This is a genomic window from Chitinophaga sp. XS-30 (genome assembly GCF_008086345.1).
Classification (GTDB): domain Bacteria; phylum Bacteroidota; class Bacteroidia; order Chitinophagales; family Chitinophagaceae; genus Chitinophaga.
Map to the genome: position 1 here is coordinate 1,787,107 of NZ_CP043006.1, position 16,166 is coordinate 1,803,272.

Genomic DNA, 16,166 nt, shown 5'->3' on the forward strand with positions numbered 1-16,166 from the left:
GTAAACAGCAACCAGACATATGATGCGTTATCAATTATTTTTCAGGCAATGGCTGCCTGCCGCCCTGCTCATGACCGGAACGGTCGTTGCAAAGGCGCAGTCCGCCCGCGAAAAGCCGTTCACGCTCACCGGGCAGGTGACTGCCCCGCAATACCCTGCCAAACTATATCTTCAATATGCATTGAATGATAAGGAAATGGCAACCGATTCCGCGGTGTTGCAAAAAGACGGACATTTTGTATTCAAAGGCAAGCTGCGCAGACCCGTTTCGGCCAGGGTGTACATGAATCCCCGGGGCGGAAAATATGTTGCCCGGCGCTTTTACCTGCAACCCGGCAAAGTAACCATCCACGCCACCGGTTCCCTGGATGCGGCAACCGTAGCAGGCAGTCCCAATACCGCCGTGCAGGATGAATTTTATCAACATGGAGATGCATACGCAGATATATTTGCCTCACTGAATACAAGGGCATATTACAACCGCGGCATGCTGGACTCTATGCAGGTGATTGCAGCAGCGCAGGCGCAAACCAGGAAAAAATTCAATGCGGAAGTGGGGGATATCATCAGGCGGCATCCCGATGCTGATGCCTCCTGGGACATGGTGTACAGCTACCGCATAGCGCTGGACCCGGAAACGATCACGCCGCTGTTCGAAGCGCTCAGCCCGAAGTTTAAAAATTCAGACGAAGGAAAAGCCCTCGTCAAGCAGATCGCCAGCGTCAGCAAAATAGCCGTGGGTTCGCCGGCTCCGGATTTTACACAATCAGATCCGGGTGGAAATTCCATCCGGCTGTCCTCTTTCCGTGGAAAATATGTGCTCGTTGATTTCTGGGCCAGCTGGTGCGGTATCTGCCGCCTGGAAAACCCCAATGTGCTGAAGGCTTACGATGCTTATAAGGACAGCGGATTTACCGTACTGGGCGTGTCGCTGGACGATTCCCTGCACCGCGATGCGTGGATACAGGCCATCAAAGATGATAACATGCCCTGGCAGCAAGTGTCCGACCTGAAAGCAAGAAATAACGAGGCTGCTATACTTTACGGCATCAAAGGCATTCCGCAAAATGTGCTCATCGGACCGGACGGCAGGATCATCGCTAAAAACAAACGCGGCCGGGACCTGATGAGCACGCTGATGGAGATATTTGACAAAGGCTGTAATATGCGCCTGGATGGGAATATAAACGGGATCGGTGACGGCATGGCTATTTTCCGTTATTACAAAGACGATGCACCCCAAAGCGATACGGTATCCATCCGCGATGGCAAATTTACCTGGCTGGCCGTGATGCAGGAGCCGCAGCGGGTGAATGCCACCTTCCTGCCGAAACGCAAGCAGATCAGTTTCTTCTCGGATATTGGGTACCTGCAATTAACAGCCCATGCGGATTCCCTGCATGTTTTCACATTGAATGGCTCCGACCTGCAAAGCGAGGCCGACCGTTTCAATGCTGCTGCAAAGGAACTCAGCCCTGAACAGAAGGAATTGCTGCAACAGCTTACCGATGCCCCGCTGGAAAAAAGACCTGAAATAGGAGAAAAGCTGCTTGAGCTGGCAAGAAGCAGATATGCGGAGAGGGTCAGGAATTACGTTCAGGGTCATCCCCAAAGCCTGTTTTCATTGCAACTGGTAAAAGATATGGCAGAGGATATCGCTGGCCCAAGGTATAACGCTGTTCATCCACTTTATCATTCCCTTTCAGCAGTAATACGCGGAACACCATCCGGCAGAAGAATTGCTGCGATGCTGCCCGTCATGAAGAGAAGCGCGGAAGGGGAAGAAATTGCGGATCTATCGCAAGCCGATACCAGCGGCAGAAAAATTCTCCTTTCGGACTTTAAAGGAAAATATGTGCTGCTGGACTTCTGGGCCAGCTGGTGCGGGCCTTGCCGTGCCGGACATCCCGATTTGCTCAAAGCATATCATACTTACAAATCCAAAGGGTTTACCGTAGTAGGGATATCTCTCGATACCGATGCAAAGAAATGGAAGAAGGCCATCGAAGATGATCATCTGCCATGGACGCAGCTATCTGATTTGAAAGGCCGGGAAAATGAAATCGCACAGTATTACAATGTGCGCGGTATCCCCTGGAATATCCTGGTTGGTCCTGATGGCAGGATCATCGCCAGTAATTTAAGCCGTTCTGCCTTACAGGAGAAACTGCCGGAGCTGATAAAATAAGTTGTTACCCCGATGAGTACAGCCGTGAACCTGCCGGAAGGGAGGGCACGGCTGTTTTAATTCCATCACGGAAAACAGATGCCTTTACCTGATCAGGGAAAGGCGGCAAGGAAAGCGCACATCGCTTGATCCGGGGCGCTGTGCGGGTCTGTACCTTAAAGTGAATATCAGCCGGATTGCGTATTGCATGGATCGGGAATAAGCCGAAAATGTTATAACCGGCAAACCATTTCCGAAAATATTATAGATATTCGCTGGTATATTCAAAAAACAAAAATGTTATTTACTACAGATAGACAAACACTGGACGATCTGAATATCTTCGGAAAGCATGGCGGAGATTCCATTTACAACATCTTCAACCGCTGCGCTACAAGAGGCGGAGCGGCGGTTCTGGAAGAAATGTTCCGGTATCCGCTTTCCGACAGTGAAGCGATCAACAAACGCAGTAGTATTATTCAGTCATTTGCCGCGCTGGGCACTTCATTCCCTTTCAAGAGCGCCGACTTTGATCTGGCAGCTCCCTACCTGGCCAATACCGATGAACGTTCCAAACTGTCAACGCAGGAAAATTCACTGGCGCGCAAGCTCACCAATATGGTCGCAATGGACGCCGATACGCAGCTGATATATAAAGGTGTGGAATCCCTGGTGGACCTGATGAAGCATGCACGGGAATTTATAAAGGAACTGAGCGAGAACGAGTTTTATATAGCGGAAAAAGAAGAAATGCGCACGATTCTCGACAATCCTGCCTTTGCTGCAATTTATCAGAGCACCGGAAAGCTGTCGCACGTACAAATCGCGGAGTTTGATGTAGTGCTGCGTTTCCGGAACAGGGCCCTGGTGGAAAAGTTGTTGGGACTGATTTCTTACCTGGACGTGTACCTGTCGGTTGCCAAAGTGGCGAATGAGCGGAATTTTATTTTTCCGAAAGCCTTGCCCGGAGGCGGAAAAGAGCTGTTGAAACTGGAAGGGGTGTATCATCCCCAGGTAAAAAAGGCGGTGCCAAATACCATCCATATCACCACAGACAGCAATGTTATCTTCCTCACCGGCGCCAACATGGCGGGGAAGTCCACTTTCATGAAATCACTGAGCATTGCCATGTTCCTGGCGCATGCAGGTTTTCCCGTGGCGGCGAAGAAGATGGAATTTGCGGTACTGGATGGCGTTTTCACCACCATCAACCTGCCGGACAATCTCGGTATGGGCGCCAGCCACTTCTATGCTGAAGTATTGCGGGTAAAGAAGATGGCTCACGAGCTGGGGACGAAGAAGGACCTTTTTATTGTTTTTGACGAGCTGTTCCGCGGAACGAATGTGAAAGATGCCTATGAGGCCACAATTGCCATTACAACTGCCTTTGCGAAGAAGAGAAGGAGCATTTTTGTGATCTCTACGCATATTATCGAGGCCGGCGATGTGCTGAAAGAAAGATGCCCTAATATCAATTTTGTTTACCTGCCTACCCGGATGGCCGGCAATCAGCCTGAATATACCTATACATTGGAACAAGGCATCACCAGCGACAGACATGGTATGGTGATCATCAATAATGAAAGAATACTGGATATCCTGAGAAACGGGAAGAAAAAACTACAAAAAACTGCAGCATATGAGTTTCATAACGGATAAGCAAACACTGGACGATCTGAATATAACCGGGAAGTTCAGCCAGCAATCCTTATACACCCTTTTTAATGGTACGCAGACGAGAGGCGGGGAAAAGCTGCTGGATAAGATGTTCTATCAGCCGCTGTCGGACCCTGCTGCTATTAACAGCCGTAGCCGGGTGTTTCAGTATTTTCATGAAAGAAAACTGTCGTTCCCGTTTAACAGAACGGTATTTCAGGAGGCGGAAGCATACCTGGGCGGGGGAACCGGCAGTTCTTTCCTCATGGTTGCCGCGGAGCTTTTGCGGAAGAAGGTGCTGCATATAGTGGTGAAGGATGAACAGTTTGGCCTCCTGCAGAACGGCCTCCTGGCAACTATTGATATGCTGAATACCCTGCGGGATTTTCTGCAAAAGCTGGATGACGGAGACGGTTATCCTTTGACCGGCCAATTTGAAACCGTTAAAGCTGCTTTCGGTAGTCCACGGATGAAATGGCTGCAGGAAGCGCGTAACAATCAGCAACTTACGCTGTTCCAGCTGGCACGGTATGATCACCTCATCCGCCATGTGTTCCGGGAGGAAATTGAGCATATACTCGATCTCATTTATCACCTGGACGTCTATATAGCCGTAAGCAATGTAGCCCGCGCCAGGAACTTCTCCTATGCGCAGGCCCTTCCGAAGGAGGAGAACATTTTCCAATCCACCGGATTAAGCCATCCGGCCCTGGAAAAAGCGGTGGCTAATCCGCTTGGTCTGCAGGAAGACCGGAACGTCCTGTTCCTGACCGGCGCGAATATGGCCGGCAAATCCACGTTTATGAAGTCGCTCGGCATAGCTGTTTATCTTGGTCACATGGGATTTCCCGTAGCCGCAAAAGATATGGTGTTTTCCGTCAGGGACGGGCTTTATACATCCATCAATGTGCCGGACAACCTGAACCTCGGCTACAGCCATTTTTATGCGGAAGTGCTGCGGGTAAAGAAAGTAGCGGAGGAAGTGGCTAAAGGCAATGACCTCGTGGTCATTTTCGACGAGCTTTTTAAAGGCACCAACGTAAAAGACGCCTATGACGCAACATTGGCCGTTACAAAAGAATTTTCTACCTATCGTAACAGTTTTTTTGTTATTTCGACCCATATTATCGAAGTGGGCGACAGCCTGAAGGAAGATTGCGACAACCTGCAATTTTCTTACCTCCCGACAATCATGGAGGGGAGCGTACCAAGATATCCGTACACATTAACGGCGGGAATTACCAACGACCGTCATGGAATGGTGATCATCGAGAATGAAAAGATATTGGAAATGATAGAAGAATAAAGCTATTTTTCGGGAATTAAATATAATGCAGCCTTAACGATGTACATTCCAGGGTAAAGGAGTGATCTTTGCATCTTGATAAGTTTAAGGCTTATACCAACGAGGGTTTTATGTCAAATATTGAACTTGACAATGATGCCATATTGAATTTTAAAAGTGGGGATGAATCGGCTTATACCGTCATTTACAATCATTTCTACCCTGATATTTTCTCATTTTGCAAGTATCTCCTGCCTACTATCGAAGATGCAAGGGACATGACAGCACAACTTTTTATCCTGCTGTGGGAGAAAAGAGAGACGCTGGATTCCTACACAAATCTTCGGTCCTTCCTCTTTTTGAATGCGCGGAACAAGTGTTTTAATTACCTGCGGGACCAAAAGGCCCGGTCAGCAATTGATCAGCAGATCAACGATTTTACGGTCTCGGAGCAAAGGGCCATCCTCTTTTCTGAAATTGAATCTGAATTGGTTACCCGTATCCGGGAGGAAGTGGAAAAGCTGCCCGATTACTACAGGAACATTCTGAACTTATCCTATTACCAGGGATATAATAACCAGGAAATCGCCGATATGTTGCATATCAGTGAAAAAACGGTACGTAACGCGAAATCCATTGCGTTGAAGACGATCAGGATAATTTTTCTGAGCAGGGACACAAAAATAGGCTTTGCCCTGAGCCTTTGTTATTTTTTTTAAATCATTCGGGACAAACAGGACCCTTCACGGGTTATATAGATCAAGGAGTAATTTATCCATTGGTCAATGACCTCATTCAGATATGGGGCGAGTGTCGTATCGTTGTACATAAATCGAAGACCAGTGCAGAAAAAGCTCAGAAAAGGTATTGGTCATTTGGTGTATGATTAGACGTCTTTTGATTTCTTTCGGATTGTTTTTTAACTCACCCTCAATAAAACCCTTTTCACATGACCCAAACATTTCAAAAAAACTTCATTGCCCGTCAATTCTTTAAGTCTGAATTTCTTTTTGCATTAAGTTTTTTTACTGTAGTAATGGTGGCCTCTTGCAAAAAAGCAGATTCGGGCGATAAATTGACGCCGGAAACTGCAGATGAAAGTTTTAAACTGGCGCAGGAGAAATACTTTGATTTAACACGAGAATTTGTCAGCCAGACCGATCATTACAATTCACTTCCTGTAGAACAGCGCGAGGCGGCCATTCGCAATTATTTAGCTCGTTTAGATAGTTTAAAAGAGCCAATGAGTATGGTCCCCAAGGCGGATGTCAATTGCTCAGATTGCGATGACTGTATGGAAAATTTTTATTATTGTTCTCCACAGACGATGGTAATCGGCTATGCTCCCCCACCAGCTAATATTGAGGTCGACCCAGGCTCAGTAGTAGTAGATTGGAGGGTACTTACTCATGTATTCAATTGGTGGCAGGTTGATTCCTATGAATCATTGCACAATACTAATGCAGGTAGACAGATTAGCCATAACGGCAGCGTGCTGTCAGGTCCGGGATCAATTATAGTTACATGGACTGAGAATTACGAAGCCTTTTCTTATCAATTAGGTGGACTAGTCGCTACCCTGACACTTGGTGGATACGTATCATGCGGGGGATATAACAGCGCTACTGAATATAGGTCTCAGACTTTCATCCTTTAATTGCCTATAATATCCCAACGACCAGGTACACTATTCTTTCATGCTAACGTGTACTGCTCTTTGATAGAGCAGTACACGTATTGATTATAGAACTTTTATGAGATCGACGTTTTCGGTTTTTCTTTGTTATATAATTCTCTGTTGCATTTTTGTCAATTGCCAAAGTAAGGAAACCAGTGTTTCAAAAGGAAAAATTAATCTGAACATTTCAGTAAACGGTGTGCCAGTTCCATTTTTTAATGGTGTGTATTTGATATTTGATGGCGATTATTGGTTAGAGGAAATTTCAATGAAACAGGTAAAGATAGATCCGTTGCATAGGGCCTCCGACGGGGGCGCTGATAAAAGCAAACATTATATCCTGACAGATGTAAGAAGAAAAGAAGTTACAGCCTTTGAATATATTGAAGACTCATGGGAAGTTGTTTCGCGTTTCCCAATGAAAGATAAAAAGTCAGGGTTTCAATTTTTACCGGAAATCCCTCAGATTGCAGGTTATTCGAATAATTTCTTTTATAAGGGCGATACGATAATTGGAAATAAAACTGTTAAGATATTGGTAGATACACTTCCCAGGCCAAACCCGACAGGGAACAAGTCAGGAATTGTTCGGAAGACAATTGTATATCTGGAAACTGGTAGACAAAATATGCCGATAAGTATTAGTAATAATATTGATAAGAAATTTGGAGGCTGGAGTTACAGGACTGACATGTATATCGAGGTTAATAAGGGCGATTCACGTCAGAAACAATCGTATTCTACGGAATATGAAATGAATCTAACCGATGAGATCAGTGAACAACATCAAATTTTGATAGATGAGCTTAAAAGGCATGTATAATTTGTTCATAGTAAGTTAGTAATAGTTTTATCCGGCTCAAAGAAATGGTGTTACTTTGTACCCCGTAGTATTTTTTTAAATCATTCGGGACAAACAGGGCCCTTCACGGGTTATATACGTGCAAGGAAGAATTAAAGCCAACTGATTCTACCTGATTTCCTGCTTTACACCTTATCAATTATTGGTCTATGAGCGAAATATCGAAAGCTATTTCTGACCTGATTGCCAGGCATCTTAATGATGAATTGAACGATCAGGAAAAACAGGAATTGGACAAATGGGTTCAGCAATCTGAAGACCACCAGCGTTTTTTCCGGCAATTTACGGATGAGGGGTCTCTGGCGTCAACATTAACGGAATATGAAACAAGCAGGGACATCGTCTATAATAAAATAAAAGAAGCGATCCCTTTTGACAGGCAGGCCGATAAAAAAGTGATCAACATCTGGAGGTTTGACCTGCGGAGGTTTACGGCCATTGCTGCTTCAATATTATTGATAGGGGGGGCATTTGTCTGGTGGAATATATATGTGAAAGATAACAGGCTGGCTGAAGATCCGGTGGCGGGAACAACACGCGACAGGCAGCCGGCATCAGGGGGCGCTGTATTGAAGCTTGCTGATGGAGAAGAAATTATACTGGACGATGCGACGGATGGCGCTGTGGCAGAACAGGGGGATACCAGGATAACCAAACAGGGAGGGCTGCTTTCCTATAACAGTAATGTTTCTGCCAATAGTGTGCTTTACAATACCTTATCAACACCGAAGGGGAAGATCTATCAGCTGTTGTTGCCTGATAGCTCGAAGGCCTGGTTGAATGCGGCAAGCTCCATCCGTTTCCCTACGGCATTTATCGGAGGGGAGCGGAGCGTTGAAGTAACCGGGGAGGTGTATTTCGAGATAAAGAAAAATGCGGAAATGCCCTTTCATGTAACGGTCAACCAACGCGCAACAATAGATGTACTGGGTACGAGTTTCAATGTAAATGCCTATGATAACGAGGATGTACTTCGTACAACATTGTTGACAGGAAGCGTCAGGATACAGATCATACAACAGGAAGGCGGAAGCAGCGTAGTGCTGAAACCCGGTCAGCAGGCGCAAATAAAGCAGGTGTATGTTGCACAGCCCATCTCGGTTGTTCGCAATGCCAATATCAAAAACGTCATGGGATGGAGAGAAGGTTATTTCAGCCTGGACGATCTCACTTTAGCGGACCTGATGCGCGAGGTGGAACGTTGGTACGATGTAGAAGTAGTATATGAAAAAGAAATTCCCGTCAAGACTTTTTTCGGAAAAGTAGGCAGGGACCTCTCTTTACTGGATTTTATGGACGGTTTGAAGGATTGGGGAGTCCGCTTCAAACTGGATGGACGAAAACTAATTATTACAGGAGTTCAATAAGCATTTCAACAGGCTAACATAAGCTGCAACCAAAAATCAAAACAGTGCTGACATGAGATTAACAGCGTTATTAATTGCTGTTCTTCTCCTGGTCCACCTATCTGCTATGTCCCAGAGTATCTCATTCTCGGGTAAGGACATTGCCATGAAAGAAGTGTTCCAGGCAATCGAAGAACAGACTGGTCATGTGATCTCCGGCGACAGGAGCATCCTCTCTTCCTTAAAGCCGGTTTCCCTATCCGTTCAGAATCTTCCGGTAGAACAGTTCCTCAACCTTGTATTCAGGGAACAGGGCATCACTTATCGCCTTCGCGGAAAGAACATCTTCCTTTCGCGCCAGGCGCCGCCTCCTGACCCCGGCCGGCCCGCCGCGGCCACTGAGCAGCCGGCAACGATTACCGGCACCGTCCGCTCCCGTTCAGGCGAATTGCTGGTGGGCGTATCCATCCGGGTGAAGGGTACGTTATCAGGTACTACCACAGATGCACAGGGATCCTTCCGGCTCAACATCGAGCGGAGCACCGTCCTGCAGATTTCCAGCATCGGTTACGAAACCCTTGAAGTAGCCCTGCGCGAAGCAGCAGATGGCTATAGTGTTGCTGCTGTCAAAGCGGACATGAAGGATAACGTAAAAGCTGCTTCGGGTAGAGCGATCAATATGGAGCTGATCCTGGAGACGAGCAGCAACCAGATGAACCAGGTGATCGTCAACGGTTATTCCAATATCAATAAGAATAATTTTACGGGTTCAGCTGTCACTATCAAACGGGAGGAACTGTTGAAAGTTGCGCCCAATAACATATTGCGCAGCCTTCAGATCTTTGATCCCTCCTTCAAGGTACTGGACAATAACAGCCTGGGCTCTGATCCCAACAACATCAACCCGGTGTACATCCGCGGCCGTTCCGGCATTGGTGATGTTGCGCTCCCGGATGATGAGGTGGCGCTGTCTCCGACCCAGCTCCGCAACGATCCTAACCTGCCAACCTTTATCCTGGATGGCTATGAAGTGCCGGTACAAAGGATATTTGACCTGGACCCCACCCGGGTGGAGTCCATCACCATCCTCAAGGATGCGGCATCAACGGCCATCTACGGGTCGCGGGCCGCAAACGGTGTGGTGGTAATAGAAACCGTAAAGCCGGTGAGCGGGAAGCTGCGGGTGAACTATTCATTGAACGGCAGCGTTTCAGCGCCCGACCTCTCAGCTTATCATTTGCTGAATGCAAGGGAAAAGCTGGAACTGGAAAGGATATCGGGCGTATTTGAACGCCGCGATAATGAACATCCGGACCAGGGGATGAAACGTGAGCAAAACTACTACGGCAAACTGGCGGAGATCAACCGCGGCGTGGAAACAGACTGGCTCTCACAACCTTTGCGTACCGGCCTGAATCAGCGGCATAATCTGCTGGTAGAAGGCGGTTCAAAGGAGTTTATCTTCGGAGCGGACATCAATGTTGCCCGTACACAGGGCGTAATGAAGGGGTCGGAAAGGAACAACAATTCCCTTGGATTCTCCATTGCCTACAGGAAGAATAACCTGATGTTCAGGAATTATATTCAATGGAATAACATCCAGTCCGAGGAATCGCCGTTCGGCTCGTTTTCAACCTATGCGGAACAGAATCCCTATGAGGTCTTCCTGGACGAGGACGGCAACTACAAAAAGCTGCTGGGGGACTGGGGGCATCCCGGCGGGCGGGGAAATCCGCTATACGATGCCAATCTCAAAAGTTATAACCGGAAAAAACATAACGATTTCTCCAACAACTTCAATCTCCGATGGACGATTGCGGACGGCCTGATCCTGGACACCCGGCTTTCCGTCATGTTGCAGAAAAGCCAGCAACAGGATTTTAAAGACCCGGCTTCTTCACAGTTTGAAAATGTGGAATTCACAGAAAAGGGTACCAAAGGTATTCTGGATGACGAGATGCTCACCTGGGACTTCAATGCGCTGCTCTCCTACGGCAAGGGTTACGGCAAACATTACGTCAACACAACATTGGGAGCCAATGCCAACCAGAAGGAAATGACGCGGTCAGGTTATTCCGTACAGGGGTTTCTCACGGGCAATACAGACGATATCAATTTCGCTGCCGACATCCTGAACAAGCCCACCGGCGATAACGAGAAATCGCGCCTGCTCGGATTCCTGGCCTCCGCGAACTATAGCTATGACAATATCTACCTGCTCGACTTTTCCGGGCGTTATGACGGCGCTTCCCAATTTGGCGCTAATGTCCGTTTCGCACCTTTCTGGTCTCTCGGCGCGGGTATCAACATTCATAACTATGCAAGCATCCAGCGGAAATACCCCTGGCTGACCAACTTGAAAGTTCGTTCCAACTACGGGCAGGTGGGCAAGGCTGGATTTTCACAGAGTGTATCCAAAAGCACTTACCGTTATAATTTTGACGACTGGTATGCTTCCGGTATTGGCGCTAACCTGGTTACGCTTGCCAACCCCGACCTGGAGTGGGAAAAGACCACGATGTTCGACGCGGGATTTGATCTCACTGTTTTCAACAAGCTCAGCCTGACGGTGAATTATTACCATAAAAAAACGGTAGACCTGATAGGGGACATTACCTTGCCATTTTCCACCGGTTTCAAATCGTATAAGAGCAACCTGGGCGAGATACTGAATGAGGGCTATGAGCTGAACGCACGGTACCAGGTATTGACGACCAAGAATGTCAGTCTGAACCTGTATGCCACCACAGCGCATAACAGCAATAAATTCCTGAAGATCGGCGACGCGTTGAAAGAATATAACAAGCGTGTGGACGAATACTACGACGATCACACCGTGGTGAACAAGCCCCTGAACAAATACTTTGAAGGCGCTTCCCAAACTGCTATCTATGCCATGAAGTCGCTTGGCATCAATCCGGCGGACGGCAGGGAAGTATTCCTGGACCAGAACGGGGACGTGACCTACGTCTGGAACCAGAGCCAGCATGTGGTGGTTGGCGACTCTGAACCGGACTGGAGAGGCGCGTTCGGGTTCAATTTCAGCTATAAATCATTCCTCCTCTTCGCCGGGTTCCTGTATGAGTTCGGTGGTGATATGTACAATAATACGCTCGTAAGCAAAGTGGAGAATGCCAATGTTTACAAGAATGTAGACAGCCGTGTATTTACAGACCGCTGGCAGAAACCCGGAGATGTCACGCATTTAAAGGATGTACGCTTATGGAACACTCCTACACAGGTTACTTCCCGTTTTGTGCAACGCAATAATTACATTGATTTCAGTTCCGTGACGCTGGGATATGATCTTCCAAGGCATATTCTCAATAAGTGGAAAGTAAGTACCTGCAGAGTGCAGGTGACCAGTAATGAGCTGGGACGTATATCGAGCATCGACACCGAACGCGGAACGGATTTCCCTTACGCAAGAACCATCAACCTCACTTTAAACCTGGGTTTTTAATGAAAAAGGTATGCTTAATATTGGCTGGCGCCATGGTATTGCTTTCCGGATGTGTGAAAGACTGGCTTGAGCTGGAGCCCAAATCGGAAGTCTCCGGTGATGTGCTTTTCGAAACACCGGAAGGGTTCTCGATAGCGCTGAACGGCATCTATACCAATCTCTCCTCCGCTACTTTGTACGGGCAGGAGCTTACGCATGGTATGGTGGATGTACTGGGGCGCTGCTACGAACTGAAAAATACTACAGTGTACGACCCGCTGAAAAATTACGATTATGTATCCCTGGGAATGGAGCAGCGCATCAACGCCATCTGGGCGCTTGCTTATACCACTATCGCCAATTGCAACGGGCTGCTGGAAGAAATGAATAAAAAAGGCCCCGGGTTCTTTAAGGAACATGAGCGGGCCAGGCTGGAGGGAGAAGTGCTGTCGATCCGTGCCATGCTGCACTTCGAACTGCTCCGCCTGTATGCGCCGGCACCCGTGGTGCAGGATGCGGAAGCCATTCCCTATTATACAAAGCTGTCGCATGTACCCATGCCGGAAAAACGCACCAGCGAGATACTGCAGCTGGTCATAGCAGATCTTACACGCAGTAAGGAGTTGCAGAAGGGATTTGATAAATACGGTGCAGGCAAGGATGATTTCGTGAGATTCCGTTTCCGTTTTGGAACGGATCAGACCTTCTTTGGTACAGGAAAAAGAGGGTTCCGTATGGGGTATTATGCTACTACGGCGCTGCTCTCCCGCGTTGCACTATACGCAGGGAACGATCAGCTCGCTTACGCCAATGCGATGGAAGTGATCAATGATAAAAAGGATGACAATGAGCCCACCATTTCATTTACATCAGCTACCGTCATCGATGTAGGGGAATATGACCGGCTTCTGTCCGAGGATATTATTTTTGCCCTCTACCGGCTGGATTACGAGGAAGATTTCAACAAGGTTACCTTTTTATTGCCTAATACCTCCCAGATCTTTGGTAGCGACCTGAACTCGGATTACCGGAAGAAATGCTACCTCACCAGTAACGGAACCCAATTGTTAAAGTTTGACGTAGAGCAGGATCGCGAAGGAGACATTACTTCCGCCATTCCGGTAATGAGGCTTAGCGAACTATACCATATTGCCGCGGAGACATTATACGACACCGATCCTGACGGTGCACTGGCGCTGCTGAATACCCTTCGTGCGAAACGGGGCTGCACGATCCCGCTGTCCGCCATTGCCACCAAAGCGGCGTTCGAAGATGCGATCATCAATGATGCCCGCAGGGAATTCGTAGGTGAAGGCAAATTGTTTTTCCAGTACAAACGGCTGAACAAAACCATATTGGACGAAACCGGCGGGAACCAGACGCTGACGGGAAAATTTGTATTGCCGGTAACGGAAAGATAGCTGTTAATAAAAAAAATTATCGATGATGAAACGTTTATCTGTCATAACTATCGTATGCTGTTGGTTGATAAGCTGCAGCAAGGATGCGGTGGACGAATATGGCGAAACAAACTATGTTTATCTGGCTAACTACAATGCGGACATAGAGGAAGTGGACTCCGTTGAATATTCTTTTGCCTTCAATCCGGGGGCGGCGAGAGATACGGTGCCGGTGCTGATAAAGCTGATAGGCAAACTGAGCGATCAGGACCGGCCGGTTGCGCTGGCAATAGATACGGAGCAAACAACGGCTCTCGAAAGCGACTATGAGCTGCCGGACCCTATGCTGTTGCGGGCAGGGCGCGCTATAGATACTATAGCGCTGGTGCTGCACAATTCAGATCGCCTGAAGACCGGGAAATTCAAGATCAGGCTCATGCTGCAATCAAACGGGCATTTCCAGCTGGGGCCTCCCGGCAATCGGTACATCGACATAACTTTTTCCGACATGCTGGCCCGGCCGGGATGGTGGAACGAGGTTGTTGTAACCAATTTCCTGGGCCCATACTCGGATACCAAATACCGCCTTTTCATCGAGGCTACGGGCATCGCGGACATGACCGGCCTGTCGGAAACCGAACAAAGGGCCTATGCGATCATCTTCCGTGATTTTCTCGCCCGCGGCCGGGAAAACGGGGAAGTATATGAAGATGAAAATGGTATGATCAACGTTTCGCCTAATTTATTCTGATGCACATGAAACAGACAAAACTATACAGCCTTATTGTAACGCTGTTCTTACTGGCTTCCTGTTACAAGGACAAAGGCAACTATACCTATAACGAGTTCAATAAAGTAGAGATCGAATTTGAGGAAGGGAATTTTCTGACTCCAAGGGTCAGCGATACGCTCCGTATCAACCCCTGGCTCATCTATGGTGGGGATACGGTGCGGGCCAGCACTGTTGCAGAAACCTTTTCGTTTACCTGGTATTGCAATGGCGAGCAGATAAGTACAGCGCCGGTGCTGGATTACGCGGTGCGCGACCTGACCGGCCTGCGGCCTTATGTGAAACTGATGGTGGTCAATAAAACGGACGAATCTACTTTCCTGAACGGCTTCTACGTGGATGCCGTCCCCGCATACCTGACCGGATGGGTGATGCTGACAAAGAAGGACAATCGCAGTATCATATCTTTTATTGATCCTGTTACTTTTGAGGTGACGGCCGACTTTTATACCACTATCTCCGGGAATGAGCTTGGTCCGAATGCAGTGGAAGTAAGAGAGCATTGGATGGCGAGCTCCGGATTGAGCAACCCAGGGAACATCCTCATTGTAAGAAACGATGCCGCCGGTAATCTGGAGCTGGATGGCATCAATCTGGGACCCCTGTACAACACCAGTAATTTCTTTCTTGGGAACACTCCTCCATCAGATTTTCGCCCTCGTGGAGAGTTTTATATGTGGGATTACAGCATGATGCTTGATGATAACGGGAACATATACACGCGGAAGCATGTGAACAGCGCATTTTCCCAATCAGGCGTATATCCCAATAAACCCATGTTCATACCGGGTGGTGTGAAATTCGACAAGGGCTGGGCCAGCACGTACCTGAGCGGGCAGACGATCCTGTACGATAAAACGAAAGGTCAGCTTTTCCTGGGCTCGGACCGGGGCCTTGTATTGCCGGTCAACTATATGCCCGGTCCCCCCATACCTCCCGGCGCCACGCTTATCAACGCCATGGACAAAGAAATGGTGTATGTAGGCCCGCTGCAGCAAGGGCGGTTCACATCTTCCTATTACCTGGTGTTCTTTGATGGCAACCAGCACTATGTGCAGAAGATCATGATAATAGACCAGTTTTATACGATTCAGGCGATGTTCTTTTCTGAAAATGCCTTCGGTGCAGGCACCGCCAATGCGGAAAGTGTATTCTGCCAGTTACCCCGCATTGACAACTATCTCTTTTATTCAGGAGGCAGCGAAAACAAAACCCTTTACCTGTATGAACAAGGGCCCGGAAGAAGTTCAGCATATTTTTCCTTTGATTCCCCTATCAGAACCGTTACCGCCAGTCAGAACGAGATCATGGGTGTCAAGACCCATGATCAACTGATGGTGGGGTTGGAAAACGGTGATGTATATATTCTCGGGATACTGTCAGATCAGATGGCAGATCCTTCCCTCCGCCTGATAAAGAAGATCGAGCTGGGAGAAGGAGTACCTGTGAGCAGCATGTACAAGATGGGATTTGGCTATACGCAAATGTAAATGATATATGAAGCCGGCATGATTGCAATAATCGGAATGATCATCAAAGG

Annotated in this window: 11 protein-coding genes; all 11 read left to right on the top strand. The window is 47.8% G+C overall.

Annotated elements, in window-relative coordinates; translation table 11 throughout:
• Positions 1–19 precede the first annotated feature (19 nt).
• The 11 genes from FW415_RS07510 to FW415_RS07560 all read left to right on the top strand — a co-directional run bounded on the left by FW415_RS07510 (position 20) and on the right by FW415_RS07560 (position 16,116).
• Positions 20–2,188 carry a redoxin domain-containing protein gene (locus tag FW415_RS07510; RefSeq protein ID WP_148383652.1) on the top strand — a complete coding sequence of 723 codons (2,169 nt, stop codon included), beginning with the start codon at positions 20–22 and terminating at the stop codon, positions 2,186–2,188.
• 276 nt (positions 2,189–2,464) lie between these two features.
• Entirely contained in the window at positions 2,465–3,826 is a 1,362-nt protein-coding gene (locus tag FW415_RS07515; protein WP_148383653.1) for a DNA mismatch repair protein, read from the top strand.
• Complete coding sequence (locus FW415_RS07520; RefSeq protein WP_148383654.1) at positions 3,807–5,129, top strand: DNA mismatch repair protein; 1,323 nt, start codon at positions 3,807–3,809, stop codon at positions 5,127–5,129. Before FW415_RS07515 ends, FW415_RS07520 begins: the two co-directional genes overlap by 20 nt.
• A gap of 110 nt (positions 5,130–5,239) precedes the next feature.
• A complete protein-coding gene (locus tag FW415_RS07525) occupies positions 5,240–5,827 on the top strand; it encodes an RNA polymerase sigma factor (protein WP_148383655.1) in 588 nt (195 codons plus the stop codon).
• A 230-nt stretch (positions 5,828–6,057) separates the two neighbouring features.
• Positions 6,058–6,765 carry a hypothetical protein gene (locus FW415_RS07530; protein ID WP_148383656.1) on the top strand — a complete coding sequence of 236 codons (708 nt, stop codon included), beginning with the start codon at positions 6,058–6,060 and terminating at the stop codon, positions 6,763–6,765.
• 97 nt (positions 6,766–6,862) lie between these two features.
• Positions 6,863–7,609: a hypothetical protein gene (locus tag FW415_RS07535; protein WP_148383657.1), complete on the top strand. Its 747-nt coding sequence runs from the start codon at positions 6,863–6,865 to the stop codon at positions 7,607–7,609.
• 188 nt (positions 7,610–7,797) lie between these two features.
• Entirely contained in the window at positions 7,798–9,015 is a 1,218-nt protein-coding gene (locus tag FW415_RS07540; RefSeq protein WP_148383658.1) for a FecR family protein, read from the top strand.
• 106 nt (positions 9,016–9,121) lie between these two features.
• Entirely contained in the window at positions 9,122–12,457 is a 3,336-nt protein-coding gene (locus FW415_RS07545; protein WP_168208719.1) for a SusC/RagA family TonB-linked outer membrane protein, read from the top strand.
• Complete coding sequence (locus FW415_RS07550; protein ID WP_148383660.1) at positions 12,457–13,857, top strand: RagB/SusD family nutrient uptake outer membrane protein; 1,401 nt, start codon at positions 12,457–12,459, stop codon at positions 13,855–13,857. The genes FW415_RS07545 and FW415_RS07550 overlap by 1 nt, the downstream gene beginning before the upstream one ends.
• A gap of 22 nt (positions 13,858–13,879) precedes the next feature.
• On the top strand, positions 13,880–14,587 hold the full coding sequence (locus FW415_RS07555; RefSeq protein ID WP_148383661.1) for a DUF4843 domain-containing protein: 708 nt from the start codon (positions 13,880–13,882) through the stop codon (positions 14,585–14,587).
• A 5-nt stretch (positions 14,588–14,592) separates the two neighbouring features.
• Positions 14,593–16,116 (top strand): PKD-like family lipoprotein, encoded by a 1,524-nt coding sequence (locus FW415_RS07560; RefSeq protein ID WP_168208720.1) that lies wholly within the window; start codon positions 14,593–14,595, stop codon positions 16,114–16,116.
• Positions 16,117–16,166: the final 50 nt, after the last annotated feature.